The sequence below is a fragment of the Sphingomonas sp. Leaf30 genome (assembly GCF_001422525.1).
Classification (GTDB): Bacteria; Pseudomonadota; Alphaproteobacteria; order Sphingomonadales; family Sphingomonadaceae; genus Sphingomonas; species Sphingomonas aerolata.
Window position 1 is genome coordinate 1,439,546 of sequence record NZ_LMKZ01000001.1, and the last position, 23,803, is coordinate 1,463,348.

24 protein-coding genes are annotated in these 23,803 nt (G+C 66.9%); 10 read left to right on the forward strand and 14 right to left on the reverse strand.

What is annotated here, in order from left to right; genetic code table 11:
* Positions 1 to 2: 2 nt before the first annotated feature.
* From ASE89_RS06765 to ASE89_RS06775, 3 genes are all read right to left on the reverse strand, one after another.
* Positions 3 to 1,109: a hypothetical protein gene (locus tag ASE89_RS06765; RefSeq protein WP_056675483.1), complete on the reverse strand. Its 1,107-nt coding sequence runs from the start codon at positions 1,107 to 1,109 to the stop codon at positions 3 to 5.
* A gap of 13 nt (positions 1,110 to 1,122) precedes the next feature.
* Positions 1,123 to 2,655: a 2-polyprenylphenol 6-hydroxylase gene (gene ubiB, locus ASE89_RS06770; protein ID WP_056674998.1), complete on the reverse strand. Its 1,533-nt coding sequence runs from the start codon at positions 2,653 to 2,655 to the stop codon at positions 1,123 to 1,125.
* Positions 2,656 to 2,893: 238 nt separating this feature from the next.
* Positions 2,894 to 3,673, reverse strand: coding sequence for a class I SAM-dependent methyltransferase (locus ASE89_RS06775; RefSeq protein ID WP_056675000.1), 780 nt, complete (start codon positions 3,671 to 3,673; stop codon positions 2,894 to 2,896).
* A 56-nt stretch (positions 3,674 to 3,729) separates the two neighbouring features.
* On the opposite strand from ASE89_RS06775, the gene mutM reads away from it, so the two are divergent.
* The 3 genes from mutM to dnaA all read left to right on the forward strand — a co-directional run bounded on the left by mutM (position 3,730) and on the right by dnaA (position 6,844).
* Complete coding sequence (mutM, locus tag ASE89_RS06780; RefSeq protein WP_056675002.1) at positions 3,730 to 4,545, forward strand: bifunctional DNA-formamidopyrimidine glycosylase/DNA-(apurinic or apyrimidinic site) lyase; 816 nt, start codon at positions 3,730 to 3,732, stop codon at positions 4,543 to 4,545.
* Between the two features lie 107 nt (positions 4,546 to 4,652).
* Positions 4,653 to 4,916, forward strand: coding sequence for a 30S ribosomal protein S20 (rpsT, locus tag ASE89_RS06785; protein ID WP_031394736.1), 264 nt, complete (start codon positions 4,653 to 4,655; stop codon positions 4,914 to 4,916).
* A gap of 461 nt (positions 4,917 to 5,377) precedes the next feature.
* A complete protein-coding gene (dnaA, locus tag ASE89_RS06790) occupies positions 5,378 to 6,844 on the forward strand; it encodes a chromosomal replication initiator protein DnaA (protein ID WP_236701633.1) in 1,467 nt (488 codons plus the stop codon).
* 44 nt (positions 6,845 to 6,888) lie between these two features.
* On the opposite strand, the gene trpS is transcribed toward dnaA, so the two are convergent.
* The 3 genes from trpS to secB are packed head-to-tail and all read right to left on the reverse strand — an operon-like array spanning position 6,889 to position 10,004.
* A complete protein-coding gene (gene trpS, locus ASE89_RS06795; RefSeq protein WP_056675004.1) occupies positions 6,889 to 7,896 on the reverse strand; it encodes a tryptophan--tRNA ligase in 1,008 nt (335 codons plus the stop codon).
* 9 nt (positions 7,897 to 7,905) lie between these two features.
* Positions 7,906 to 9,471, reverse strand: coding sequence for a murein biosynthesis integral membrane protein MurJ (gene murJ / locus ASE89_RS06800; protein ID WP_056675006.1), 1,566 nt, complete (start codon positions 9,469 to 9,471; stop codon positions 7,906 to 7,908).
* Positions 9,472 to 9,494: 23 nt separating this feature from the next.
* Positions 9,495 to 10,004 (reverse strand): protein-export chaperone SecB, encoded by a 510-nt coding sequence (gene secB / locus ASE89_RS06805; protein ID WP_031394740.1) that lies wholly within the window; start codon positions 10,002 to 10,004, stop codon positions 9,495 to 9,497.
* A 184-nt stretch (positions 10,005 to 10,188) separates the two neighbouring features.
* Here secB and ASE89_RS06810 point away from each other — a divergent pair, with 184 nt between their 5' ends.
* From ASE89_RS06810 to ASE89_RS06820, 3 genes are read left to right on the forward strand one after another with little or no spacing between them, the layout of a single operon-like run.
* Positions 10,189 to 10,836 carry a Tim44/TimA family putative adaptor protein gene (locus tag ASE89_RS06810; RefSeq protein WP_156363296.1) on the forward strand — a complete coding sequence of 216 codons (648 nt, stop codon included), beginning with the start codon at positions 10,189 to 10,191 and terminating at the stop codon, positions 10,834 to 10,836.
* A complete protein-coding gene (gene mltA, locus ASE89_RS06815; protein WP_082451257.1) occupies positions 10,833 to 12,203 on the forward strand; it encodes a murein transglycosylase A in 1,371 nt (456 codons plus the stop codon). Before ASE89_RS06810 ends, mltA begins: the two co-directional genes overlap by 4 nt.
* Positions 12,178 to 12,762: a Smr/MutS family protein gene (locus tag ASE89_RS06820; RefSeq protein ID WP_056675009.1), complete on the forward strand. Its 585-nt coding sequence runs from the start codon at positions 12,178 to 12,180 to the stop codon at positions 12,760 to 12,762. The genes mltA and ASE89_RS06820 overlap by 26 nt, the downstream gene beginning before the upstream one ends.
* 9 nt (positions 12,763 to 12,771) lie before the next feature.
* Here ASE89_RS06820 and dapE read toward each other — a convergent pair whose 3' ends face one another.
* The 8 genes from dapE to ASE89_RS06855 form a co-directional block, all read right to left on the reverse strand.
* The gene (gene dapE / locus ASE89_RS06825) at positions 12,772 to 13,893 is read right to left on the reverse strand and encodes a succinyl-diaminopimelate desuccinylase (RefSeq protein ID WP_056675011.1); all 1,122 of its coding nucleotides are present in this window, start codon (positions 13,891 to 13,893) and stop codon (positions 12,772 to 12,774) included.
* Entirely contained in the window at positions 13,890 to 14,564 is a 675-nt protein-coding gene (locus ASE89_RS06830) for a glutathione S-transferase (RefSeq protein WP_056675013.1), read from the reverse strand. The genes dapE and ASE89_RS06830 overlap by 4 nt, the downstream gene beginning before the upstream one ends.
* Positions 14,565 to 14,630: 66 nt before the next feature.
* Positions 14,631 to 15,293 (reverse strand): ribosome biogenesis GTP-binding protein YihA/YsxC, encoded by a 663-nt coding sequence (yihA, locus tag ASE89_RS06835; RefSeq protein ID WP_056406469.1) that lies wholly within the window; start codon positions 15,291 to 15,293, stop codon positions 14,631 to 14,633.
* Between the two features lie 26 nt (positions 15,294 to 15,319).
* Entirely contained in the window at positions 15,320 to 17,029 is a 1,710-nt protein-coding gene (gene yidC, locus ASE89_RS06840) for a membrane protein insertase YidC (RefSeq protein ID WP_056675015.1), read from the reverse strand.
* Positions 17,026 to 17,274: a membrane protein insertion efficiency factor YidD gene (yidD, locus tag ASE89_RS19615; protein ID WP_082451258.1), complete on the reverse strand. Its 249-nt coding sequence runs from the start codon at positions 17,272 to 17,274 to the stop codon at positions 17,026 to 17,028. Before yidD ends, yidC begins: the two co-directional genes overlap by 4 nt.
* 196 nt (positions 17,275 to 17,470) lie before the next feature.
* A complete protein-coding gene (gene rnpA / locus ASE89_RS06845) occupies positions 17,471 to 17,860 on the reverse strand; it encodes a ribonuclease P protein component (protein ID WP_056675018.1) in 390 nt (129 codons plus the stop codon).
* Between the two features lie 32 nt (positions 17,861 to 17,892).
* A complete protein-coding gene (gene rpmH, locus ASE89_RS06850; RefSeq protein ID WP_031393806.1) occupies positions 17,893 to 18,027 on the reverse strand; it encodes a 50S ribosomal protein L34 in 135 nt (44 codons plus the stop codon).
* Positions 18,028 to 18,114: 87 nt separating this feature from the next.
* Positions 18,115 to 18,432, reverse strand: coding sequence for a hypothetical protein (locus tag ASE89_RS06855; protein ID WP_236701634.1), 318 nt, complete (start codon positions 18,430 to 18,432; stop codon positions 18,115 to 18,117).
* A 137-nt stretch (positions 18,433 to 18,569) separates the two neighbouring features.
* On the opposite strand from ASE89_RS06855, the gene ASE89_RS06860 reads away from it, so the two are divergent.
* From ASE89_RS06860 to ASE89_RS06875, 4 genes are all read left to right on the forward strand, one after another.
* Positions 18,570 to 20,078 (forward strand): YifB family Mg chelatase-like AAA ATPase, encoded by a 1,509-nt coding sequence (locus tag ASE89_RS06860; RefSeq protein ID WP_056675022.1) that lies wholly within the window; start codon positions 18,570 to 18,572, stop codon positions 20,076 to 20,078.
* A 167-nt stretch (positions 20,079 to 20,245) separates the two neighbouring features.
* Entirely contained in the window at positions 20,246 to 21,091 is an 846-nt protein-coding gene (locus ASE89_RS06865) for an EAL domain-containing protein (RefSeq protein ID WP_320481508.1), read from the forward strand.
* Between the two features lie 139 nt (positions 21,092 to 21,230).
* The gene (locus tag ASE89_RS06870; protein WP_056675024.1) at positions 21,231 to 22,043 is read left to right on the forward strand and encodes a DUF1206 domain-containing protein; all 813 of its coding nucleotides are present in this window, start codon (positions 21,231 to 21,233) and stop codon (positions 22,041 to 22,043) included.
* 83 nt (positions 22,044 to 22,126) lie between these two features.
* Positions 22,127 to 23,758 (forward strand): M28 family peptidase, encoded by a 1,632-nt coding sequence (locus ASE89_RS06875; RefSeq protein ID WP_056675493.1) that lies wholly within the window; start codon positions 22,127 to 22,129, stop codon positions 23,756 to 23,758.
* Positions 23,759 to 23,803 lie beyond the last annotated feature (45 nt).

Consider the following 23,803-nt stretch of genomic DNA (forward strand, 5'->3'; position numbering starts at 1 on the left):
TCCTAGCGGATCACGCGCGTCACCGTAATCCGTCGTGTATCGCGCGCCGCGACGATCATGTCGCGCAGGCCATCGACCGCGAAGACGAGTCCCAGAAACAGTAGCGGGGTGACCATCAGCACCCAGTATACATGGTCGCTCCGCGCGCAGACCGCGATCAACATGACATAGCCTGCAATGGTCGCCACCGCGCGTGACGCCGTCGGATCCCGCCACGCCGTCCAGCCGAATGCGCTCACGACGAGGATCGACGATGCGAGCCATTGCCATAGGAGGCCCAGCGCGGTCGACAGCGATGCGACGCTCAGGACGAACCCCAGGCCCAGCACGCCGAACCAGCCGCCCGATTGCGCATCGAGCGGTTCGAGGATGCGGCCGACCGCCTGCGCATGTGCCGCTACCGCAATGCCGAAGACCAGCGTCGCAGCGATCCACGCGGCGGCTTCCCGACGCTGCCCATCGCTCAGCGCCGCGACCGCCATGATCGCGACATAGATCAGCGCTGTCTCCCTGATGAGCATCGCCGACAATCCGAGCGCGACGGCGGCGGTCCATTGGCCGGGACGCCGAAGCGCGAGCGAGAGGGCTATCAATGGTCCCGCCCAGCTTTCGTGAAATACGTCGAGACCGGGCTGCACGTTGACCACCATCGCCACGATCAGCGCCGCACCAGCGAGCGCCAGGGGTGGCCAGCGCGGTGTGACGCTACGCAACCGCAGGATCCACGCAGCGACCGTAGCAAGGCACAGCAGCCACAACAGCATACGGACGACGAGATGCGGCAGCCAGGCCTGAACCACGGCGAGTGTCGGCAACCGCACGCTGAAAAACGGCTTCAGCGGATAGCCGCCCGCGCGGTGAAGCTCGGCCACGACCGTGTAATAGGGTTCGCCGTGGCGAACACGGTCGATCACCGTGTGATACAGCGCCATGTCCGTCTGATCGCCGATCCGCGCTGCGATCGAGGGCAGCGCGGGGTCTCCGATCAAAGCCAGATATGCGATCAGGAGGACGAGCAGCGCGAGGTACAGTTGGGCCCGCGCCTGCGGCATCCCGGCGAACCGGCTCGGCCTGGCCAGCCATATACCTGCCCGCTTGCGCGTGTTCATCGCGAACGCGACCTCAGCCGAAGACCAGCGTGGCGGCAACCCCGGCCAGCGCCGCGATCACCGCGACGAGGCCATAGCGCCAGCCGCCGCCGATCCGGATGACCTCGATCTCGCGAAGCGGCATCGTCGGCGGTGCACCGCCGGGTGCCGGGTAATGCGCCTCGATCCGGCGGACCAGTTCGGGCAGCCGGGTTAGCGTACGCACGTCCTCGATGATCCGGTCGGCGATCGCCGCCTCGGGGCCGAGTTCGCCGCGGATCCAGTCGCGCACGAACGGCTCCGCGCTCTCCCACAGGTTGATGTCGGGATCGAGGCTGGTCGCCACGCCCTCGACCATCACCATCGTCTTCTGCAGCAGCAGCAAATGCGGCTGGGTTACCATGTCGAAATCGCGCGTGATCGAGAACAGGCTGTCGAGCATCATGCCGATCGACATGTCCTTGACCGGCAACCCGCGCATCGGCTCGCCGACCGCACGCAAGGCGGTCGCGAATTCGGCGACGTCGTGATGCGCGGGGACATAGCCCGCCTCGAAATGGATCTCGGCGACGCGTTTATAGTTGCCGGTGATCAGCCCGTAGAGGATCTCGGCGAGCCAGACGCGGGCGCGCCGGTCGATCCGGCCCATGATGCCGAAATCGATCGCCGCGATCCGGTTGCCCGGCAGCGCGAACAGATTGCCCTGATGCATGTCGGCGTGGAAGAAGCCGTCGGCGATCGCCTGGCGCAGGAACGCGCGGACCAAGGTCTGCGCGAGGCCGGGCAGGTCGTAGCCCGCCGCGACCAGCGCGGGGCGATCCGACAGCTTGATGCCGTTGATCCACTCGATCGTCATGACCTTGGCGGTCGATCGGGCCCAGTCGATCGCGGGGATGACGAAATCGGGCTCGGCGGTCATGCCGTCCGCGAGCTCGGACGCCGATGCCGCCTCGCGGCGGAAGTTCAGCTCGCGCAGCGTCCAGCGCTTGAACGTCTCGATCGTCAGGCGCGGGCGCAGACGCATCGCCTCGGGGCTCAGCGCCTCGAGCTGCGCCGCCGCCCAGCTATAGGTGTCGATCGCACGCGCGAAATCATCCTCGACGCCGGGGCGCAGCACCTTGACCGCGACCTGGCGGCCATCGGTGGTCGTCGCGCGGTGGACCTGCGCGATCGACGCGGCACCGACCGGGACCTGCTCGATCCGCGAGAACAGCGTTTCTAGCGGCTTGCCGAAGCTCGCCAGCATCGCCGCCTCGATCGTCTCGTAAGGGACGGGCGACAGCTGGTCCTGCAGCCGCAGCAGATCCTGCGCCGCATCCTCGCCGACCAGATCGGGGCGGGTGGCGAGCGTCTGGCCAAGCTTGATCGCGGCGGGGCCGATCGCCTGGAACGCATCGGCATAGCGCGGCACCTTGGGCACGCGCGCACCGAACCGGGCGATCCGCGCGAGACGACGCACGGCGGCCGGCGTATTGGGATCCCGCTCGATACCCCGCAGCGCGCCGTGCCGGGCGAGAATGCGACCCCATTTGAGGAGCCGCCAGACATGGGTGGTCGAGGCGGTCATCGGGCTTGTGCGTCGTGAGAAGGGGTTTGTTCACGCGAAGGCGCGAAGGCGCGAAGAGAAGAATTTGGTTCGCGCGGAGACGCGGAGGCGCGGAGAGGGTGCGCCCTGCCGCGACTGCGGCTTTTCATCATCGGCGAAGAGTTGGTTATGCGCTGTCGCGCGAATGCGGCTCTGACTCTCCGCGTCTCCGCGTCTCCGCGTGAACCCCTCTTCGCGCCTTCGCGCCTTCGCGTGATCACTAAATCTTCCAACCCGAATGAATCGCAACCAGACCGCCCAGCAGCGGCTCGACCTTCGTCTGCACGAACCCCGCATCCGCGATCATCCCCTTGAACTTGGGCATGTCCGGGAACCGACGGATCGACTCGATCAGATAGCGATAGCTGTCGGCATCCTGCGCGAGCAGTTGCCCGAGCTTCGGCACCATCTTGTGCGAATAGGCGTCGTACACCTCGGCAAACCCCGGCCACACGGTGGTCGAGAATTCGAGACAGTAGAAGCGTCCGCCACGCCGCAGCACGCGGTGGGCCTCGCGCAGCGCCTTGGGGATGTCGGTCACGTTCCGGATCCCGAACGCGATCGTGTACGCGTCGAAGAACTTGTCGGGAAAGGCCAGCGTCTCGGCATTCGCCTCGGTCCAGACCAGCCCGTCGAGCCCGCGCTTGTGCGCGCGTTCCATACCGACCTCGAGCATCTGCGGATTGATGTCGGCGACCGTGATCGACGCGCCCGACGGCTCCATGCGGAACGCGATGTCGCCGGTGCCGCCCGCCATGTCGAGGATCTGCTCGCCCTCGCGCGGCTTCACGCGGCGCACGAACCGGTCCTTCCACAGCCGGTGCATGCCGCCCGACATCGCGTCGTTCATCAGGTCATATTTGCTCGCGACGTTCGAAAACACGCCGCCGACGCGCGCGGTCTTCTCGGTGGCGGGAATGTCCTCATAACCGAATGAGACGGTGTCGGCCTTTAGGGCGGTGCCGGGGATGAGAGCGGGGGCGGGCGCGATGTCATTCATGCCCCGTGCTCTAGCGGCGCCTTGTGGCGCGGGCAAACGCAACCTAGCTGGAAAACGTGCCAGAACTTCCCGAAGTCGAAACCACTGTGCGCGGGCTCGAACCCGTGCTCCTCGGCCAGCGCCTGGCCTCGGTCGAACCGCGCCGTGCGGACCTGCGCAAGGCGATTCCCGTCGACCTGCGGCAGCGCATGACCGGCGCGACCGTCACGCGGCTGTCGCGGCGCGCCAAATACGGCCTGATCGACACAGATCGCGGCGATACGCTCGTCTTCCATCTCGGCATGTCGGGACGCTGGCGGGTCGATCCCAGCGCGATCCTGCCGCACGACCATCTGCTCATCGGCACCGCGGCGGGGCGGACGGTCGCGCTCAACGACCCGCGGCGCTTCGGCTTTCTTGATCTCTGGTCCAGCGAGGCGATCGCGCAGTATCCGCCGTTCCTCGCCATGGGCCCCGAGCCGCTCGGCCCCGATCTGACCGCGGCCTATCTCCTCGCGGCGCTCGAAGGGCGGGGGGCGTCGATCAAGGCGATGCTGCTCGACCAGCGGATCGTAGCCGGACTCGGCAACATCTATGTGTGCGAGGCGCTGCACATGGCGAAGATCGCGCCAAGCCGTGCGGCGGGGCGGATCGCGCTGCCGCGACTCGAACGGCTGGTCGAGGCGATCCGCGCGGTGCTGACCGCCGCGATCCTCGCGGGCGGATCGAGTCTGCGCGACTATGCGCGGCCCGACGGCGAGCTCGGCTATTTCTCGAAACAATGGCGCGTCTATGGTCGCGAGGGCGAGCCCTGTTCGTGCGGCGCGCTGGTCCGCCGCAGGACGGAGGGCGGGCGTTCGACCTTCTGGTGTGCGCGTTGCCAAAAGGCATGACGGAACGCGGTTGACGATTCGGTGCGGAGTGGGTAGGAGCCGCGCTTCGAGAGGGCGTAGGAGCAATCCGGCGCCCCTTTTTATCATTCGAACATCCAGAGGGCTTCATGGCGAACACGCCGCAGGCGAAAAAGCGTATCCGTCGCAACGACCGTCGCGCGGAAGTGAACGGCAACCGCGTTGGCCGTATCCGTACCTTCATCAAGAAGGTCGAGGCCGCACTGGCTTCGGGCGACAAGGGCGCAGCGACCACCGCACTGGCCGCGGCACAGCCTGAGCTGCAGCGTGGCGTCGCCAAGGGCGTGCTGCACAAGAACACCGCGAGCCGCAAGTTCGCGCGTCTGACCAAGGCCGTGACCGGGCTCGCCTAAGCGACCCGACATGGCCGGAGCGGATTGCCCGCCGGGATCTTCCCGGCGGGTTTTTTGCGTCTGCAAAGGGAACGGAAGGCGCGCTCGCGCAACCCACGGATTCCCCGCGATTCGAGTGACGCCGGATCATGCCGCACCGGTTCCGAAATCGTAAAAATTGGCCAAACACAGCCACTTATAAAAATATCGACGCATTTCCGGGGCTTGATCAAGTCAACCCGCTTTATTTCGAAAATGTGACGTGCTCGGGCCTTGCTAGACTCGCCGATCGCTTCATAACTGAGCGAACGGCGGCGGTGAATCACGGACGTGAATCACCACTGCGCAAGCAACAGGGCGAAGATGCCGGGCGACCCTATGGGGCGTCACGGGGGATCATTTTCTGTCGGGACTATATCACCAGCGCGGCTGTCGCGCGGGGTCGGAGAAGTGTGCGCGTGACGAATTGGCAAGGATCGACCGTGCACGCTTCGGAGGCCGAAAAGGCCTGGGATCGCGTGCGCTCGTCCCTGCGCGAGTCTGCCGGCGCGCGCCTGTTCGAGCAGTGGCTGAAGCCGATCGAGCTGATCCCGAGCGACGACGAGGAGTCGATCCGCCTCGCCTTGCCGTCCGCCTTCATGACCAACTGGGTCCGCAACCATTATGCAGACCGGCTCGCGCTCGAATTCCGGCAGATCCTGCCGCAGGTCCGCACCGTCCAGATCGAGACGCGTAGGCCCGGCCCGAAGCCCGTGCTGCTGGTGATGCCGACCCCCGCGGAGATGCCGGACCGCACCACCGCGGCTGCGGCCGTGGAACCCGCTCAGGTCCAGGTCAAATTCGGCGTCGACCCGTCGCTGAAGCCCGCCCCCGCCCCCGTCACCGCGGCACAGCCGGCGCCCGCCTACGACACCATCATCCCCGAGCGCCCGCCGCTTGATCCGCGCTACACGTTCGACCGCTTCGTCGTCGATGCGTCGAACAAGGTCGCGTTCAACGCCGCCAAGGTGCTCGCCGAGCCCGGACCCGTGCGGTTCAGCCCGCTGTTCCTCCACAGCAACACGGGGCAGGGCAAGACGCATCTGATGCATGCGATCGGCCACACGTTCCTCGCGGCCAACCCGCACGCGGTCGTGCTGTGCATGTCGGCCGAGCGGTTCATGTATGACTTCGTCGCGGCGATGCGCGCGCGCGACACGCACGCGTTCAAGCGCCGGCTGCGCGGCGCCGACCTGCTGCTGATCGACGATCTCCAGTTCATCGCCGGCAAGGACGCGACGCAGGAGGAATTCTTCCACACGATCAACGAGATCATGACCGCCGGCAAGCGGCTGGTGATCTCCGCCGATCGCTGCCCGCAGGCGCTCGAGGGCGTCGAATCGCGGATCATCAGCCGCATGGCGGTCGGGCTGGTCGCCGACATCAAGGCGCCCGACCTGCTGCTGCGCCGGACGATCCTCGACCGCAAGCTCGTCGACCTGCCCGACCTGCGCGTGCCGACCGACGTGCTCGATCTGATCGCGAGCCGGATCCACGCCAATATCCGCGAGCTCGAGGGCGCGCTGAACCGCGTCATCGCCTATGCGCAGCTGACCGGCGAGACGATCGACCTCGAGTTCGCGATCGCGACGCTCGGCGAAGTGCTGCGCGGCGCGCAGAAGCGCGTGACGATCGACGAGATCCAGAAGCTGGTGACGGCGCATTTCGAGCTGAAGCCGCTCGACATGATCTCGGCACGCCGCGCGCGTGCGGTCGCGCGGCCGCGGCAGATCGCAATGTATCTCGCCAAGCGCCTGACGACGCGGTCGCTGCCCGAGATCGGACGCAAGTTCGGCGGCCGCGATCACTCGACGGTGATCCACGCGGTCCGCAAGATCACCGAACTCCGCGACCAGGACCGCGACATCGACGCCGCGGTCCGTGTGCTGATGCGCGAACTCGAGGGCTGAGGCCCTCGCGCCCCTAATCCCGATGACGGGAAGAGGGGGGCAGCTTAGACCTGCAACCCCATCGCATCCTGCGTACGCTTCAGCACCGGCGCCGCCAGCGCGCGCGCCTTCTCCGCGCCGTCGCGCAGCACCGCGGTCACCGCGCTGCGATCGTCGAGCAGCCGCACCATCTCGTCACGAATCGGCCCGAGCTTGGCGACCGCCAGATCCGCCAGCGCCGGCTTGAACGCGCCGAACCCCTTGCCGCCATATTCGCCCAGAACGGTCGCGACATCGCTGTCCGCCAGCGCGGCATAGATCGTCAGCAGGTTGCGCGCCTCCGCCCGGTCGCCGAGCTCGTCGACGGTCGCGGGCAGCAGGTCGGGATCGGTCTTCGCCTTGCGGAACTTGTCCGCGATCGTGTCGTCGCTGTCGATCAGCTTGACCACCGACTGTTCGGACGGGTTCGACTTGGACATCTTCGCCGACGCATCGCGCAACGACATGATCCGCGGCGCCGCCTTGCTGATCAGCGGCGCGGGGAGCGTGAACAGGTCGACGCCGTAATCGCCGTTGAACTTGGTCGCGATGTCGCGTGCGAGCTCGAGATGCTGCTTCTGGTCCTCGCCGACCGGCACGTGGGTCGCATTGTAGAGCAGCACGTCGGCGGCCATCAGCACCGGGTAATCATACAGCCCGACACTCGCGCCCTCGCGGTTCTTGCCCGCCTTGTCCTTGAACTGCGTCATGCGGTTCAGCCAGCCGACGCGCGCGACGGTGTTGAGCAGCCACGCCATCTCGCTGTGCGCGGGCACGCGCGCCTGGTTGAACAGGATCGACTTGGCCGGATCGACGCCCGCCGCGATCATTGTCGCGGCGACCTCGAGCGTGTGTGACGACAGTTCGGCCGGCGCGATCCATTCGGTCGGCGCGTGCAGGTCGGCGATGAAGAACATCGACTCCCCGCCCTGCGCGACGACGTCGTCCTGCAACGCCACCCATTGCTTCACCGCCCCCAGGTAATTGCCGAGATGGAGATTACCGGTGGGCTTGATGCCGGAGACGACGCGCATGGGAAAACCTTATTTGGAACGACGCAGGAGCGTGGAGATGTCGCCCAGCCGGAACGCGCCGGTGAGCAGGGTGGCGATCGCATAGACGACCCCGCCGGTCGCGACCAGCACGAGCATCGCCCCCCAGCGCTCGGTCCCGCTGCCCGTGACGAACGGCTGGAACAGGTCGTTGAGGAAATACATCACGCCGCCCATGATCAGCGCGGCGACCAGCAGTCGCCACGTCCGCCGCACCAGCCGCGCATCGGGGACGAAATGCCCGCGACGGACGAGCGTCCGATACAGCATCGCGACGTTGACCGTGCTCGCGATCGCGGTGGCGAGCGGCGGGCCCATATGGCCGAGCGGCTTGATGAAGGCGAGGTTGAGGACGAGGTTCACGACCATCGACATCGTCGCATAGCGCACCGGCGTCTTCGTGTCGGACCGCGCATAATAGCCCGGCGTCAGCACCTTCACGAGGATATAGGAGGGCAGCCCGATCGAGAAGGCGGCAAGCGCCTGCGCGGTCAGCTGGCTGTCCTCAAGCGCGAACTTGCCGTGCTGGAACAGCGCACCGACGATCGGCACGCCGCAGACGATCAGCGCCACCGTCGCGGGCAGCGTCAGGAACAGCGCGAGCTCCATGCCGCGGTTCTGCGTCGCCATCGCCTCCGTCTCCTCGCCGCGGCCGAGCTGGCGCGAGATGGTGGGGAGCAGGACGGTGCCGAGCCCGATGCCGATCAGCCCGAGCGGCAGCTGGTTCAGCCGGTCCGCGAAATAGATATACGAGACCGAGCCCGCGGGCAGCAGCGCGGCGGCGAGCGCGGTCGAGACGACGAGGTTGATCTGCACCGCACCCGCACCCGCGGCGGCGGGCCAGATCAGCGACATCAGCCGCTTCACCTCTGGATTGAGCTGGGGCCGCTTCAGCCGGAGCACGACGCCCGATCGGCGGCAGGCGTAGATCAGCCAGAGCAACTGCAGCGCGCCCGACACCGTCACCGCGATCGCCTGGTTGCGCACGGTCATCAGCGGCAACCGCTCGTGGAACAGCAGCAGCGCGGCGATCAGCGTCGCGTTGAGCAGGATCGGCGCGGCGGCATTGATCCAGAATTTATGCAGCGAATTGAGGATGCCACCGAGCAGCGAGACGAGGCTGATCAGCAGCAGATAGGGCAGGGTGATCCGCGACAGGTGGACCACATAGGCGAACCGCTCCGCGCTCGCCCCGTTGAACCCGAAGGTCAGCAGCCACGTGACCGGCCAGGCCGCAATCTCGAGCAGCACCGTCATGCCGATCAGCACCGGTAGCAGCACCGACAGCGCGTCCTCGGCAAAGGCGATGCCGTCGGGCAGGCCGCGGCCATCCTTGTCGCCGACCTTGCGGTTGAACATCGGGATGAACGCGGCCGAGAACGCGCCCTCGGCGAAGAGGGCGCGGAACATGTTGGGAAGGCGGAAGGCGATCAGGAACGCATCCGATGCGAACCCCGCGCCGACGAACCGCGCGAACAGCGAATCGCGCACCAGCCCCAGGATGCGGCTGGCGAGCGTCAGCCCGCCGACCGATCCCAGCGCCTTGGTCAGGTTCACCTATGCGCCCTCCGGTCCGGGCTTCACGCCTGGCCGAAATCGCCGACGTTCGGCTGGATGCCCTGCTGCTCCGACTGCTGGAGATAGAGCTGCGCGAAATCGATCGGCTCGAGCAGCAGCGGCGGGAAGCCGCCGTCACGCACCGCATCCGACAGCACGCGGCGTGCGAACGGGAAGAGCAGGCGCGGGGCCTCGCCCAGCAGGAAGGGCTGGACATGCTCGGCCGGGATGTTGCGCAGCCCGAACAGGCCCGCAAAGGACAGGTCGACGATGAAGGCGACCTGGCCGTCGGTCTCGGCGCGGACGTCGATCTTCAGCACGACCTCGTGCACCTCGTCGCCGACCTGCGCCGCGCCGATGTTGAACTGGACGTCGATCGCGGGCGGGGTCTGGTTCTGGTAGACCGCAGGCGCGTTGGGGTTCTCGAACGAGAGATCCTTGACGTATTGCGAGATCAGGCCGGCGGCGGGCGCTTCATCGGCACCATTGGCAAGCGGCTGATCCGCGATCGACATGCCGTTCTGGTCGTCCATGATCTGCGAATCCTTCGTATAAATGAGGTGGGACCGAAGCGGACGGGTCGCGCGTTCGTGTCTTGAGGCAGTGCGCGTAGCAGTGCCCGACGGGTGTTTCAACGGCTACGGATCCCACGGAATCCTAGGCGGGTTTGAAAAGAGACGCCGTTGCCCTATGTTGGGACGAAGATCGGAGGCACGGTTGTTTTACGTAGTACTTCTCGCGATGGTCGCAGGGTTCCTGGCGATGCGTCTTTATAGCGTGCTCGGAAAGCGGACCGGTCATGAACAGCAGCCCCTGCCGCGTGCGGCAGAGGAGCGGTCCATACCCGTCACGATCACGCGCACGATCGATGCGGCCGCCGAACAGCGGACGATCGCGAACCGCAACATCGACGCGCGTGCCGAACCCGGCCTGCGCTCGATCATCGCCGTCGAGCCCGGCTTCGACGTCAACCAGTTCCTCGAAGGCGCGCAGGCGGCTTATCGCATGACGCTGGAAGCCTTCTGGAAGGGTGATGCCGACACGCTCGCCGATCTGGCCGAGGACGACGTCCGCACCGCCTTCGTCGAGGCGATCGCGGCGCGCGAGGCAGCCGGCGAGACGCTCGACAATCGTCTGGTGACGATCGAACGCGCGGTGATCGCCGACGCGTCGGTCTCGGGCCGCGAAGCCCGGATCTCGGTACGCTTCGATGCGGACATCGCCGCGATCACGCGCAACGAAGCGGGCGAAGTCATCGCCGGGTCGCTGACCGACGCGGTCGAGACGCATGACATCTGGACGTTCGTCCGGACGCTGAAAAGCGCCGGCCCGAACTGGAAGCTCGCGGACACCGACGAGGCGTGACGCGCGCGATCAGGGGGATTGGCGGTTCGTTCGCGCTGGCCCTGGCACTCAGCGGGTGCGTCGGCGGTGTCGCTGCACCGACCGACCGCCCGTCCTCGCCGGGCACCGCATCGCAGGCTGCCACCGCCGGAAAGCCGTCACGGGGTCAATTTACCCCAAACAGTGACAACATTCGCAACATTCGCGGCATCCAGATACCCGCCCGCATCGTCGGGGCGGTTCCGCTGGCGGCTGTTCCCGTCGCCCCGCCACTCCCCGGTGCGCTCGCCCCGGTAAGCGCGGTCACGGCCGGCGTAACGCCGGGGCCGTCGCTCGCAACGCTGCCGATCAGCGATGCGCAGGCCGAGGCCGCACGGCTGGCCTTCGTCACCAGCTGCCCCGGCTTGCAGCGTCGTTCCGACCAGTCGGGGCTGACCCGTGGTGCCGATTGGCAGCCGGCCTGCGCCGCGGCACAGGCGACCGGGCCCGGTGGCGCGCGCGCATTCTTGACCCAGTGGTTCGAGGCGGTCCAGGTCGGCGACGGCAAGGCCTTCGCGACGGGCTATTACGAGCCCGAGATCGCCGGCTCGCTCGAACGCCGCGACGGCTATGCCCCGGTCTATGGTCGCCCGCGCGACTTGATCGACGTCGATCTCGGCGCCTTTTCGACATCGCTGAAAGGCAAGAAGATCCGCGGCCGCGTGGCGGGCTCGAACTTCATTCCCTATTATGACCGTACTGCGATCGAGCAGGGCGCGCTCGCCGAGACCGCGCCGATCCTCGCCTGGGCAAAGGATCCGGTCGAACTCTTCTTCCTGCAGATCCAGGGGTCGGGACGTCTTCGCCTGCCCGACGGGTCGATCCTGCGGATCGGCTACGACACGCAGAACGGCCGCGACTATACCGGCATCGGCGCGCTGATGAAGACGCGCGGGCTGTTGCAGCCGGGCCAGACGTCGATGCAGGGCATCGTGCGGTGGCTCCACGATCACCCCGTCGAGGGGCAGGCGATCATGCGCGAGAACAAGAGCTTCGTGTTCTTCCGCGAACTCGACGGCGCGCCGCAGGGTGCGATGGGCTATCCCGTGACCGGGCAGGTCAGCGCGGCGGCGGACGTAAAGTTCGTGCCGCTCGGCGCGCCGGTGATCCTGTCGCTCGACCGGCAGGATGCGACCGGGCTGTGGATCGTCCAGGATACCGGCGGCGCGATCAAGGGCAGCAACCGGTTCGACACCTTCTGGGGCGCCGGCGCCGCTGCCGAAGCGACCGCGGGCGGCATGGCGGGGCGCGGCACCGCCTTCCTGCTGCTCCCGATCGGCACCACCGCACGGCTCAATGCCGCAACTGCGAACGGGGCGCGCTATGACGGGTCGTCCGCTCAACCCTGACGAGGCGCATCTCTGGGCGCGCGTGATGCAGACCGTGCGCCCAATGCGCGCGGTCCCCAAGCTCGTGCCCCCGGTCGTCCCGGTTGCTGCGCCCGTCGCGACGACGCGCAAGGTAAAGCCGACCAAGGGCATCCGCCTGCCAACGCTCCCACCCCCACCCGGCGCAGCGCCGTTGAAGGCGGCGGCGCGCACCCTGTCGCCGGCCAACACGCTAGACGGGGGCTGGGACAAAAGGCTGTTGCGTGGCGCGGTCAGCCCCGACAGCTCGATCGACCTTCACGGCCACACGCTCGCCTCCGCGCATGCAATCCTCGACACCGGCCTGTCCCGCGCGATCGCCCGCGGCGACCGCGTGCTGTTGCTGGTGACGGGCAAGCCACCGCGCCCCGAAAGCGAACGGCCGCACGCCCGCGGCGCGATCCGTGCAGCAGTCATCGACTGGCTGTCGATCTCGCGTCATGCCGGCGGGATCGTCGCGGTCCGCGGCGCGCATCCCCGGCACGGCGGGGCAGGGGCGCTCTACATCATCCTGCGCCGCAGCCGCGAACTGGGCGGCTGACACGGTGGGTTATCCCCGCTCGACCGCGCGGACGATGACATCGGCATAGATGTCGGTCAGGCGGTACAGGTCCTCGACCGCAACCGCTTCGTCCACCTTGTGCATCGTCGCGTTAATCAGCCCGAATTCGACCACCGGGCACAGCTTCGCCAGAAACCGCGCGTCGGACGTGCCGCCCGTCGTCGACAGGTCTGGGACGACGCCCGTCACCGCGGTGATCGCGTCGGACATCAGCGTCGACAACGGCCCGGGTTCCGTCAGAAAGGCTTCACCCGACACGCGACCGGTGACGACCGCTGCTGGATCATGCCGTGCCGCCAGCGCGGCGATCCGGGCGATCAGCGCGTCGCCGCTATGCGTGTCGTTGAACCGGATGCTGAGCCGCGCCGACGCTGCGGCCGGGATGACGTTGTGCGCGGGATTGCCGACCGCGATATCGGTGACCTCGATGTTCGACGGCTGGAACCAGGCATTGCCCTGGTCGAGCGCGACGGTTTCGATCTCGGCAAGGATCGCCACCAGCCGGGGGATGGGGTTGTCGGCGAGATGCGGATAGGCGACGTGACCCTGCCGCCCGGGGACGCTGATCCAGATATTGACCGAGCCGCGCCGGCCGATCTTGATCGTGTCGCCAAGCGCGGCGGTGGAGGTCGGTTCGCCGACGATGCACTGGTCAGGATGGATGCCCCGCGCCGCCATCCGGTCGATCAGCGCGCGCGTCCCGAAGGTGGCAGGACCTTCCTCGTCCCCGGTGATGATCAGCGACACGGTGCCCGCGTCGGTCCGGCTGGCGGCCGCCGCAAAGGCGGCGATCGCGCCCTTCATGTCGACTGCGCCGCGCCCGTAGAGCAGGCCGTCGCGAACCTCGGCCGACCAGGGCGAGCCCTGCCACCCCTCGCCCGGGGGTACGACGTCGAGATGCCCTGCAAATGCCAGGTGTGGCCCCGATCCGGTCCGGACCGCGAGCATGTTCTCGACCGGACCGTCGGGCGCTTCGCCAATCGTGAAGCGGTCGACGTCAAAGCCGATCGGCGTCAGCGCTGCCTCCAGCACGTCGAACACGCGGCCCAGCGCTGGCGTGACGCTGTCCTCGGCCAGCAGCGCCTGCGCCAGCGCCAGCGGATCGATCACCGCAGCGCGCTCGGCGCCGGCTGCTCATATTGCTCGATCACCCAATCCTCTTCCTGCGCGCCGGCGATCCAGTCCTGCATGAAGGGGTGGTCGAACATCGCCTGCATATAGCCTTGCGCGAACCGAGCGATCGGCAACTGATAGGTGACGATCCGCGTGACGACGGGCGCGTACATGATGTCGGCCGCGCCGAACGTACCGAACAGGAAATCGCCGCCACCGCCAAAGCGCGCACGTGCCTGTGCCCAGAGCTCCATGATCCTCTGGAGAGCGACCAGGACATCGTCGTCGGGGCGCTGTGCCGGAAAGATCTGGCGGACGTTCATGCTGTGCTTCTTGCGTAACGCGGCAAAGCTCGAATGCATCTCGGCCGCCATCGAGCGGGCCATCGCGCGTGCCGCCTCGTCTTCGGGCCAGAAGCGGTCGCGACCCACCTTGTCCGCGAGATAGTCGACGATCGCCAGGCTGTCCCATACGACCGCCTCGCCATCCCAGAGGATCGGCACCTTGCCCGACGAGGGAGCGAATTCATCGCCCTGGCGCCGCTTTTCCCATTCCGCATCGTAGAGCGGGACGACGACCTCGTCGAAGGGCAGCCCGGACTGCTTGCAGGCGAGCCAGCCGCGAAGCGACCAGGAGGAATAGGCCTTGTTGCCGATGACGAGTTTCATGGCCCGGGGACTAGCGGGCGGGAGCGGCGAGGGCAATCTCTGCCGCCCTCGCCGGGTGCACGGGCGTCAGCTGACGGCTTCGACGACCGCCGCGCGCAGTTCGGGGATGCCCATGCCGTACTCACTCGACGTCACGAGGATGTCGGGATGCGCGGCGGGGCGCTTGCGGGCCTCGGCCGCGGTGCGCTCGGTCACCTCGACGAGTTCCGACGCCTTGATCTTGTCCGCCTTGGTCAGCACCATGCGATAGCTGACTGCGGCCTTGTCGAGCATCTCGAGGATCTCGCGGTCGACGTCCTTGATGCCGTGGCGCGAGTCGATCAGCACGAGCGCGCGCTTGAGCACGTCGCGGCCGCGAAGGAAGTCGTTGATCAGGAAGCGCCACTTCTTGACGACGTCCTTGGGCGCCTTGGCAAAGCCATAGCCGGGCATGTCGACGAGGCGGAAGGCGAGCGGCGCGCCGACCTCGAAGAAGTTCAGTTCCTGCGTACGTCCGGGCGTGTTCGACGTACGCGCCATCGAATTGCGGCCGGTCAGCGCGTTGAGCAGCGAAGACTTGCCGACGTTCGACCGCCCGGCAAACGCCACCTCCGGCACCGACGCATCGGGCAGGAATTCGAGCGTCGGTGCCGACTTCAGGAAGCCGACATGGCCGGCGAACAGCTTGCGCGCATGTTCGAGCTGCTCCGCCGTGAACGGCGCGTCGGTCTGCTCGAGATCAGGACCCAGATACGGGCCAACGGTCGGAAGGTCGTTCACTTGGTCACCGGTGCTTGCAGGCCCGGATGCCGGGCGTAGAGGAGCTTCTGCTGAAGGATCGTCAGGCAGTTCGACGTGATCCAGTAGACCTGAAGACCGACAGCGAACGGTGCCATCACGAACATCAGCACCCAAGGCAGCAGCTTGAAGACCTGCTTCTGCGTGTCGTCCATCGGCGTCGGGTTCAGCTTGAACTGGAAGTGCATGCTGATGCCGAGGATGATCGGGACGATGCCAATCGCGATCATGTGTGGCGGGGTGAACGGCAGCAGACCGAACAGGTTGAGCGGCGTTAGCGGATCGGGCGCGGACAGATCCTTGATCCATGCGACGAACGGCTGGTGACGCATTTCGATCGTCAGCATCAGCACCTTGTACAGTGCGTACATGATCGGGATCTGGAGCAGCGTCGGCGCACAGCCCGCGAGCGGGTTGACCTTCTCCGCCTTGTACAGCGCCATGACCTCTTGCTGCATGCGGACCTTGTCGTCCTTGTACTTCTCCTGCAGCGCCTTCGTCTTGGGCTGGACGGCGCGCATTGCGGCCATCGACTTGAACTGGCGCTGCGCGATCGGGAAGAGCAGGCCGCGGATCGTCACCGTCAGCAAAATGATCGCGACGCCGAAATTGCCGACCGTGCGGTACAGCCAGTCGAGATAATAGAAGATCGGCTTCTCGACGATCCGGAACCAGCCCCAGTCGATTGCATAATCGAGCTTGGCGACGCCGCCCGCCTGATCGGTATAGCGATCGAGCAGCCGGACCTCCTTTGCGCCCGCAAAGAAGCGCGACGTCTGGGTCACCGCTTGGCCGGGGGCGACGAGCTTGGGCTGCAGCGCGTAATCCGCCTGATAGGCCTTGTTGGCGCCCGCGCGGAACTGGCCGTCAAACGCCTGGCCCTGGTCGGGAACGAGCGCGGTCAGCCAGTATTTGTCGGTGAAGCCGAGCCAGCCGCCGGTGGTCGAAAATTTTTGCGGAGCCTCGTCGATGTCCTTGTAGTTCGGACGGTAATGCGCGCCGCCATTGTCGACCGACATCGGCCCGACATGGATCGTCATCGACGACGGATCCTTCGAGATGCCGACACGGTTGACGAGGCCATAGGTGGCAACGGGGACGGGCGCGGTGCCCGCGTTGAGGACGGTCTGGCGGACCGTGAACATGTAATCGCCGTCGACTGCGATCTGGATGCGGAAGCGCTGGCCCGTGGCGTTGGTTGCATCAAGCGTGACCGGAGTCGTGGGCGTCAGCGTCGGTGCGCCCGACGCGGTCCAGACGGCGTCAGCGGCAGGCGGGGCAAGCCCCTGCGCGCGCCAGCCGAAGCTCGCGAAATAGGCATCCGGCGCGCCAGCGGGTGAAAGCAGACGGATCGGCGGAGAATCCTTCGCGACGGTCTCGTCATAGCCCTTGAGAACGAGATCATCGATCCGCGCACCCTTCAGGTTGATAGAGCCGGACACCCGCGGGGTTTCGATACGGACGCGCGGCGTCTCGGCGATGACCGCGGCGCGATCGCGCACTGCGGCGGCACCATCGGCGGCCGGATCGGCGGCGGGGTTCGCGACGGGCTTGGTCTTGCCGCCTTCGATTTTCGTCACCGGTGGATTGGCCGTCGGGAAGAATTTGCCCTGGATCATCGGCCATCCGAACAGGATCAGCGCCGCGATAACCGCGAACAGCACGAAATTCTGCTTGTCGTCTTTCACAGGGCGGCGTCTTTCAATTTCTCAGGCTTCAGCTCTGGGACTGGGTCGGGTCCGTACCCGCCCCACGGATGGCAGCGCGCGATGCGCTTCGCCGCCAACCAGCCCCCCTTGCGCGCGCCATAGCGCCCAACGGCCTCGATTGCATAGGCGGAACAGGAAGGATCGTAGCGACAGCTCGACGGCAGGACCAGTGAAGGACCGAGTTGCCAGCCGCGCGCGATGAGGATGATGAGGCGGGCTAGCACGATGCGGCCGGGACCAGTGCACCCCAAAACTGTTTCCCCGCGAAGGCGAGGATCGAGACTGGACTCCCGCCTTCGTGGGAGAACAAGAAGCGGTGCAAGATCGCGCCTTCGGCACAGCGCCATTCCAGACTGCGGACCACCCCGGCATAGGCCGGGGCCCAGTTGGGGGACGCTAGTGACGAGTGGCTACGGTGCATTAAAGAGGCTTTCCCACCTGGGTTCCGGCCTTCGCCGGGGTGGTGGTATCCACTGAAGCAGCAGCTGGTGCTTGCGGCGTGACCTTGCGGAACGCCTTGCCGAGCTCGGTCCGCAACAGCGCGTAATCACGCTCGATGCCGCCGTTGCGCCCGATCAGCACGTGATCGGCGCCAGCGACACCGCGTTCCGCCAACAGCTCACGCGCCAAAGCCCGCAACCGCCGTTTCATGCGGTTACGGACGACGGCGTTGCCAATCTTCTTGGTGACGGTGAAGCCGATTCGCATCGTCTCGTCACCGTCATCGCGGGGGCGCATGAGCAGGACGAATCCCGGCATCGGTGCGCGCTTCCCCGCATTCGCCGCGAGAAAATCGCGGCGTTTCGACATGATCGTCAGGCCGGCATCGCCGGCCGCGACGGTCAGGCCGACAGCTTCTTGCGACCGCGGGCGCGGCGGGCGTGGATCACTGCCCGGCCGCCGACCGTGGCCATCCGTGCGCGGAAGCCGTGACGGCGTGCACGTACCAGGTTGCTCGGCTGAAAGGTCCGCTTCATTGGTCATTCCCTAGGTCATCAAATAGAAAACGGCCGCCACGGGGACGGCCTTGATGGGTGGGCGCTTAGGCAAAGCGCGGCGACAAGTCAATTCACCCGCTCCGTCTTGGCCGAATCGATCCGCTGCGAAACCGCGGCGGCACGATCGCGGGCGTGCCGTCGCAACGCGCTGCGCCGGCGCATCATCCGGTCGACGAAATGACCGCCCCGCGGCCAGCGGCGTTTCAGCCGGCCCCAGCGTCGCCGTGCCCGTGGCGAGTTGCGCAGCACCAGGACCATGCCGCCGGCAAACACGAAGACCCCCGCCGGCCCGGGCACCGGTGTCAGCAGGGGGGCGGCAAGGATCATCATCCCGCCGCACAACAGCTGGACGAGGCGATAGGTCGAGGAGCGGACGGCGTTCACGCGAGGCATTTGGGACCGGTGTGTTAGGTTGGCAAGACGGCACCGTGCCGCTCGCCATTGCCCAATGGTCAAATCCGGTATGAATAGGGCGTGACGGTGGCGATCCGCCATGACAAGCGACGCGGCGGGGGATTTTCATGGCGGCGATCGTGTCGACAGTGGCATATCTGGGGCTGGAAGCGCGCGCGGTCGAAGTACAAGTCCAGCTGATTCCGGGACTTCCTGCGTTCAACCTCGTCGGGCTTGCGGACAAGGCGGTCGGCGAGAGCCGCGAGCGCGTCCGTGGCGCGATCGCGGGGATGGGGCTGGCATTGCCGCCGAAACGGATCGCGGTGAACCTGTCGCCGGCTGATCTGCCAAAAGAAGGGTCGCATTTCGATCTTCCTGTCGCGCTCGCATTGCTGGCGGCGATGGGGGTGATCGATGCCGAAATGCTCGCCGATTATGTCGTCGTCGGCGAGCTCGGCCTCGATGCGCGCATCACCGCGTCGCCCGGTGTCCTGCTCGCCGCGCTGCACGCGTCGAACGAGGGCAAGGGCCTGATCTGCCCGGCCTCGCAAGGGTCTGAAGCGGCCTGGGCCGGGTCGATCGAGGTGGTTGCCGCGCCCGACCTGCTCGCGCTGATCAACCATTTCAAAGGCCATGGCCTGCTGCGCGCGCCCCAGCCTGGCGAGGTCGATGTCGCGCCGGCCGGGCCTGACCTCGCGCAGGTTCGTGGGCAGGAGACCGCCAAGCGTGCGCTGGAGGTCGCTGCGGCGGGTGGGCATAATCTATTGATGTGTGGTCCGCCGGGGTCGGGCAAATCGCTGATGGCGGCGTGCCTGCCGGGGATCCTGCCGCCGCTCGACCCCGCCGAGGCGCTCGAAGTGTCGATGGTCCAGTCAGTGGCAGGCACGTTGTCGGGGGGACGGCTAACTCGAACCCGCCCGTTTCGCAGCCCGCATCATTCGGCGTCGATGGCCGCGCTGACCGGGGGAGGCCTGAAGGTGAAGCCCGGGGAGGTCAGCCTGGCGCATCTGGGTGTGCTGTTCCTCGACGAATTGCCCGAGTTCCAGCGGGCGGTGCTCGATTCGCTGCGCCAGCCGCTCGAGACGGGAACGATCAGCGTCGCCCGCGCCAATGCGCATGTGACCTTCCCCGCCCGCGTCCAGCTGATCGCGGCGATGAATCCGTGTCGTTGCGGCCATCTCGGCGATGCCGGCCTTGCCTGTGCGCGGGCGCCGCGCTGTGCCGCGGACTATCAGGCCAAGGTGTCCGGGCCGCTGCTCGACCGAATCGACCTACACATCGATGTGGCAGCGGTCACGGCGGCGGATCTCGTCCTGCCCCAGGCCGGCGAGGGATCGGCAGCGGTGGCGGCTCGAGTGGCGGTGGCGCGCCGAGTGCAGACCGAGCGCTATCGCGATCATCCCGTGCGGACGAATGCCGAAGCGGACGGTCCGTTGCTCGAGTCGGTCGCTACCCCCGATGCGCCGGGACAGCGTCTGCTCGTACAGGCGGCAGAGGCGATGCGGCTAACCGCGCGGGGTTATACCCGAATACTGCGCGTCGCGCGGACGATCGCGGATCTGGCCGGCGCCGATCATGTGGCGCGGATCCATGTCGCGGAAGCGCTGAGCTATCGCCGCCGTCCGCCAACAAATTGACGCATGTTCTCACATCTACAAGATACTTGATCTATGATAATAAGCTAGTACTACTCATTCTGTTAATTGTTGTAGATTAACAATGACCTCACCGAGTTTGGAGTGAGGTGGCGTCGCGCCGGTTCTCATGCCCGTCCGGCCCCGACAGAGCGCGGTAAGGAGCGACAGTGACATTTATCGACCCCGCCCCATTCCGGGCTGCATCCCGCGCTCCAGCAGACGCGATCGCACCAGTCGAGACGGCGACCCGTGTGACGTGCGGTGCCTGTGGCACCGGCAGCATGCTCCCGTTCGATTTCACGATGGCGTTCCAGCCGATCGTCAACATCGCGACGGAGCGGGTCTGGGCCTATGAAGCGCTGGTTCGCGGCACCGACGGCGCGGGCGCGGGGGCGATCCTCGACAGGGTGTCGGGGGACATGATCTACGGGTTCGATCAGGCTTGCCGTGTGCGCGCGGTGGAGATGGCTGGCGCGCTGTTCACGCCGGGCGAGGACGTGAAGCTGTCGATCAATTTCATGCCGAACGCGGTCTATGAACCCAATGCCTGTATCCGGGCGACGCTGGGGGCAGCGGCGCGGGTCGGCTTCGACAAGCGCAACCTGATGTTCGAATTCACTGAGAACGAGCGCATGCGCGACGTGCCGCATGTACGGCGGATCATCGAGGCGTACCGTGCGCAAGGGTTCGTGACCGCGATCGACGATTTCGGCGCGGGCTATGCGGGGCTGGGGCTGCTCGCCGAACTCAATCCCGATGTCATCAAGATCGACATGGCGTTGATCCGCGGGATCGACGGGTCCGCCGTGAAGCGGTCGATCGTCGCCGCGGTCATCGCATTGTGCGACGAACTTGGCATCATCCCGATCGCCGAGGGAATCGAGACTTCGGGCGAACTGGCGGCGTTGCGCGCGCTCGGGGTACGGTTGTGCCAGGGTTACCTGATCGCGCGTCCCGCGATTGCGCGCCTTCCGGTCCCCTTCGCGGACGCCGCAGAGGTGGTCCACGCCTGACGGTCCGGTGCGGCCCGGGCGCGGTACCGGGCTGCGTCGACCCGCGTCGCCGCGGCGCTGCCGTGACCGCCGGCGGAACGTCGCTGCGCACGGCGGGTTTAGCCGGCGTAACGATCAATATGATCCAGGGGGATTTGCGGTGACCATCTCGGATGTCCGTGCGACGCAACTCGCACGTCTCGGCTTCGCCGCGCGCGGGCTGGTGTATTGTCTGGTGGCCTGGTTTGCCGTCGATGCCGCGATGCGCGGTGGGACGATCGCCGACAATCAGGGCGCGATCGGATCGCTGGCGGACGAGCAGTTAGGTGTCGTCCTGCTGGCCGTCATTGCCGCGGGGCTGCTCGGCTACGCGGTGTGGCGGCTGACCGAAGCGATCGCCGATCCGGAGCAGATCATGCGCGACGCCAAGGGCGCCTTGACCCGGATCGGGCACGTCGTCAGCGGGATCGCCCACCTCATCCTTGCCTGGAGTGCGGCACGTCTCGCCTGGCAACCAAGGACGGGCGGCGGCGGGCAGTCCCCGGGTGACGAGAGTGCCCGCGACTGGACAGGCTGGCTGCTGTCGGTGCCGTTCGGCCGCGTGCTGGTCGCCGCCGTCGCGATCGGTATCCTTGTCGCGGCGGTAATGCAGGCGAAAAAGGCCTGGAAAGGCGATTTCGTCAAGGACCTGCACAATGACGGCTCGCTGCCTTCCTATGTCTGCACGATGGGGCGGCTGGGCTATGGCGCCCGCGCAATCGTCTTCACGATCGTCGCCGGCTTCTTTGCGGTCGCGGCATGGCAGGCGCACGCCACTGAAGCTGGCGGCATGGCCGACGCGCTGGCGATGCTGCAGGACCAGCCGGGGGGCAAATGGCTGTTGGCCGCGACGGGCGTCGGGCTGGGATTGTTCGGCGTCTACAGCTTTGTCGAAGCGCGCTTTCGCCGCGTTCAGGTTCGTCTGCCGGGCTGAAGATCGCGGCCTAAGGCGCGGGAATAGCGTGCGATCTCATTCGTTCGCTTGTGCACGTGACACATCGCGGGCAGGTTATGCCGATGAAACGCCTCCTGCCGCTGCTGCTGCTCACCGTCTCGGCCACTACCGCCGCCATCGCCGCCGATCCACGGCCGCCCATCCTGTCGCCGGACCGGATCACGGCGGACGTCAAGACACTGAGCGCGGATGCATTCCACGGGCGCGGGCCTACCCAGGCGGGTGAGGCGGTCACGCTTGATTTCCTCGAGCGACGCTTCAAGCAACTCGGGCTGAAACCCATTGTCGGCGCCAGCTATCGGCAGCGTGTGCCCCTGCTGCGCTGGACCCGCGATGCCGCAACCTTCACGCTGCATCTCGGCGATCAGTCCGTGGCGTTGCGGCCCGGAATCGAGATCGCGGCATCGTCGCGGATCGTCGGCACGACCGCGCTTGACCATGCCGATATCGTCTTTGTCGGCTATGGCGTAGTCGAGCCGAAGCTCGGCTATGATCCGTATCGCGGCGTCGATGTGCGCGGCAAGATCGTCGTCGCCCTGGCCGGCGATCCCGATGTCGAGGCGGGACGCGACTTGGGATTTGGGGGACGGGCCTCAAGTCCGGCCGCACGGACCAAGCTCAGCGAGGCGCAGAAGCGCGGCGCTGCGGCGTTCCTGACGATCCACGAGACGTTCCCAGCCAGCTATCCCTGGCTGCAGATCGCGAACGGCGACGCGGTACCGGGCTATGCGCTCGACACCGGGACGGTGCCTGCGGTGTTCGGACTGCGCGGCAACCTGCGCAACGACATCGGAATCCGTCTGCTGCGGCAGGCCGGGCTGGATTATGCCGCGGCGAAGGCTGCCGCACAGCGCGCCGATTTCGCTGCGATCATATTGAAGGGGGCGACCCTGTCGGCGCGTGTTCAAACGCGGATGGAGCATGTCGCGAGCCACAATGTCGTCGGCCTTCTTCCGGGCACCGATCCCGCGGCGGGCAGCATTCTCTATGGCGCGCATTGGGATGCCTATGGCGAGAACGCGTTCGATCCGCCCGCGGACCGGATCCGCAACGGCGCGATCGACAACGGGACCGGCACCGCGACGCTGCTCGAGATCGCGCACGCCTATGCCGGCGCCGCCCGGCCGCGGCGTTCCGTCGTGTTCGCGCTGTGGACTGCGGAAGAAAAGGGGCTGCTCGGTGCAAGCTGGTACGCCGACCATCCGGTCCTGCCGCTCGCGATGACCGCAGCACAGTTCAATCTCGACCCGCATGTCGTGCTGGGGCGGACGCGCGATCTCGAGCTGATCGGCGTCGGGCGAACGCCGATGGAGCGCGATCTTGAGCGGATTGCGGCGGCGCAAGGGCTGCGGATCGTGCCCGAGAAGAATACCGAGGCGGGCTGGTATTACCGCTCGGACCATTATGCGCTGGCGCAGAAGGGCGTGCCGGGGGTGTATTTCCGCGCGGGCCGCGATCTGGTGACGGGCGGGGCGAAGGCGGGCGAGGCGATGCGCGATCGGTTCAACGCACGATGCTATCACCAGACCTGCGACGAATTCGACGCACGCTGGGACATGACCGGCGCCGCGCAGGAGGGCAGCGTCGCCTATGCGCTGGGCCGCGAGGTCGCCGAGGGGACGGCATGGCCGGTCTGGAACGCGTCCGAGCCGTTCGCAGCGGAGCGCGACACAACTCGGGCGGCGCGCAAATGACGGGCACGGCCGCGCCCAGGCCGAAGGGGGCGTTGGGCCCTGCGA

What these genes read in the sequence shown, in the direction of transcription:
- ASE89_RS06765 (WP_056675483.1), bottom strand. Translation starts at nt 1,109, where the DNA reads ATGAACACGCGCAAGCGGGCAGGTATATGGCTGGCCAGGCCGAGCCGG.
- ubiB (WP_056674998.1), bottom strand. Translation starts at nt 2,655, where the DNA reads ATGACCGCCTCGACCACCCATGTCTGGCGGCTCCTCAAATGGGGTCGC.
- ASE89_RS06775 (WP_056675000.1), bottom strand. Translation starts at nt 3,673, where the DNA reads ATGAATGACATCGCGCCCGCCCCCGCTCTCATCCCCGGCACCGCCCTA.
- rpsT (WP_031394736.1), top strand. Translation starts at nt 4,653, where the DNA reads ATGGCGAACACGCCGCAGGCGAAAAAGCGTATCCGTCGCAACGACCGT.
- trpS (WP_056675004.1), bottom strand. Translation starts at nt 7,896, where the DNA reads ATGCGCGTCGTCTCCGGCATCAAGCCCACCGGTAATCTCCATCTCGGC.
- secB (WP_031394740.1), bottom strand. Translation starts at nt 10,004, where the DNA reads ATGGACGACCAGAACGGCATGTCGATCGCGGATCAGCCGCTTGCCAAT.
- ASE89_RS06820 (WP_056675009.1), top strand. Translation starts at nt 12,178, where the DNA reads ATGACGGGTCGTCCGCTCAACCCTGACGAGGCGCATCTCTGGGCGCGC.
- ASE89_RS06830 (WP_056675013.1), bottom strand. Translation starts at nt 14,564, where the DNA reads ATGAAACTCGTCATCGGCAACAAGGCCTATTCCTCCTGGTCGCTTCGC.
- rnpA (WP_056675018.1), bottom strand. Translation starts at nt 17,860, where the DNA reads ATGTCGAAACGCCGCGATTTTCTCGCGGCGAATGCGGGGAAGCGCGCA.
- rpmH (WP_031393806.1), bottom strand. Translation starts at nt 18,027, where the DNA reads ATGAAGCGGACCTTTCAGCCGAGCAACCTGGTACGTGCACGCCGTCAC.
- ASE89_RS06860 (WP_056675022.1), top strand. Translation starts at nt 18,570, where the DNA reads ATGGCGGCGATCGTGTCGACAGTGGCATATCTGGGGCTGGAAGCGCGC.
- ASE89_RS06875 (WP_056675493.1), top strand. Translation starts at nt 22,127, where the DNA reads ATGAAACGCCTCCTGCCGCTGCTGCTGCTCACCGTCTCGGCCACTACC.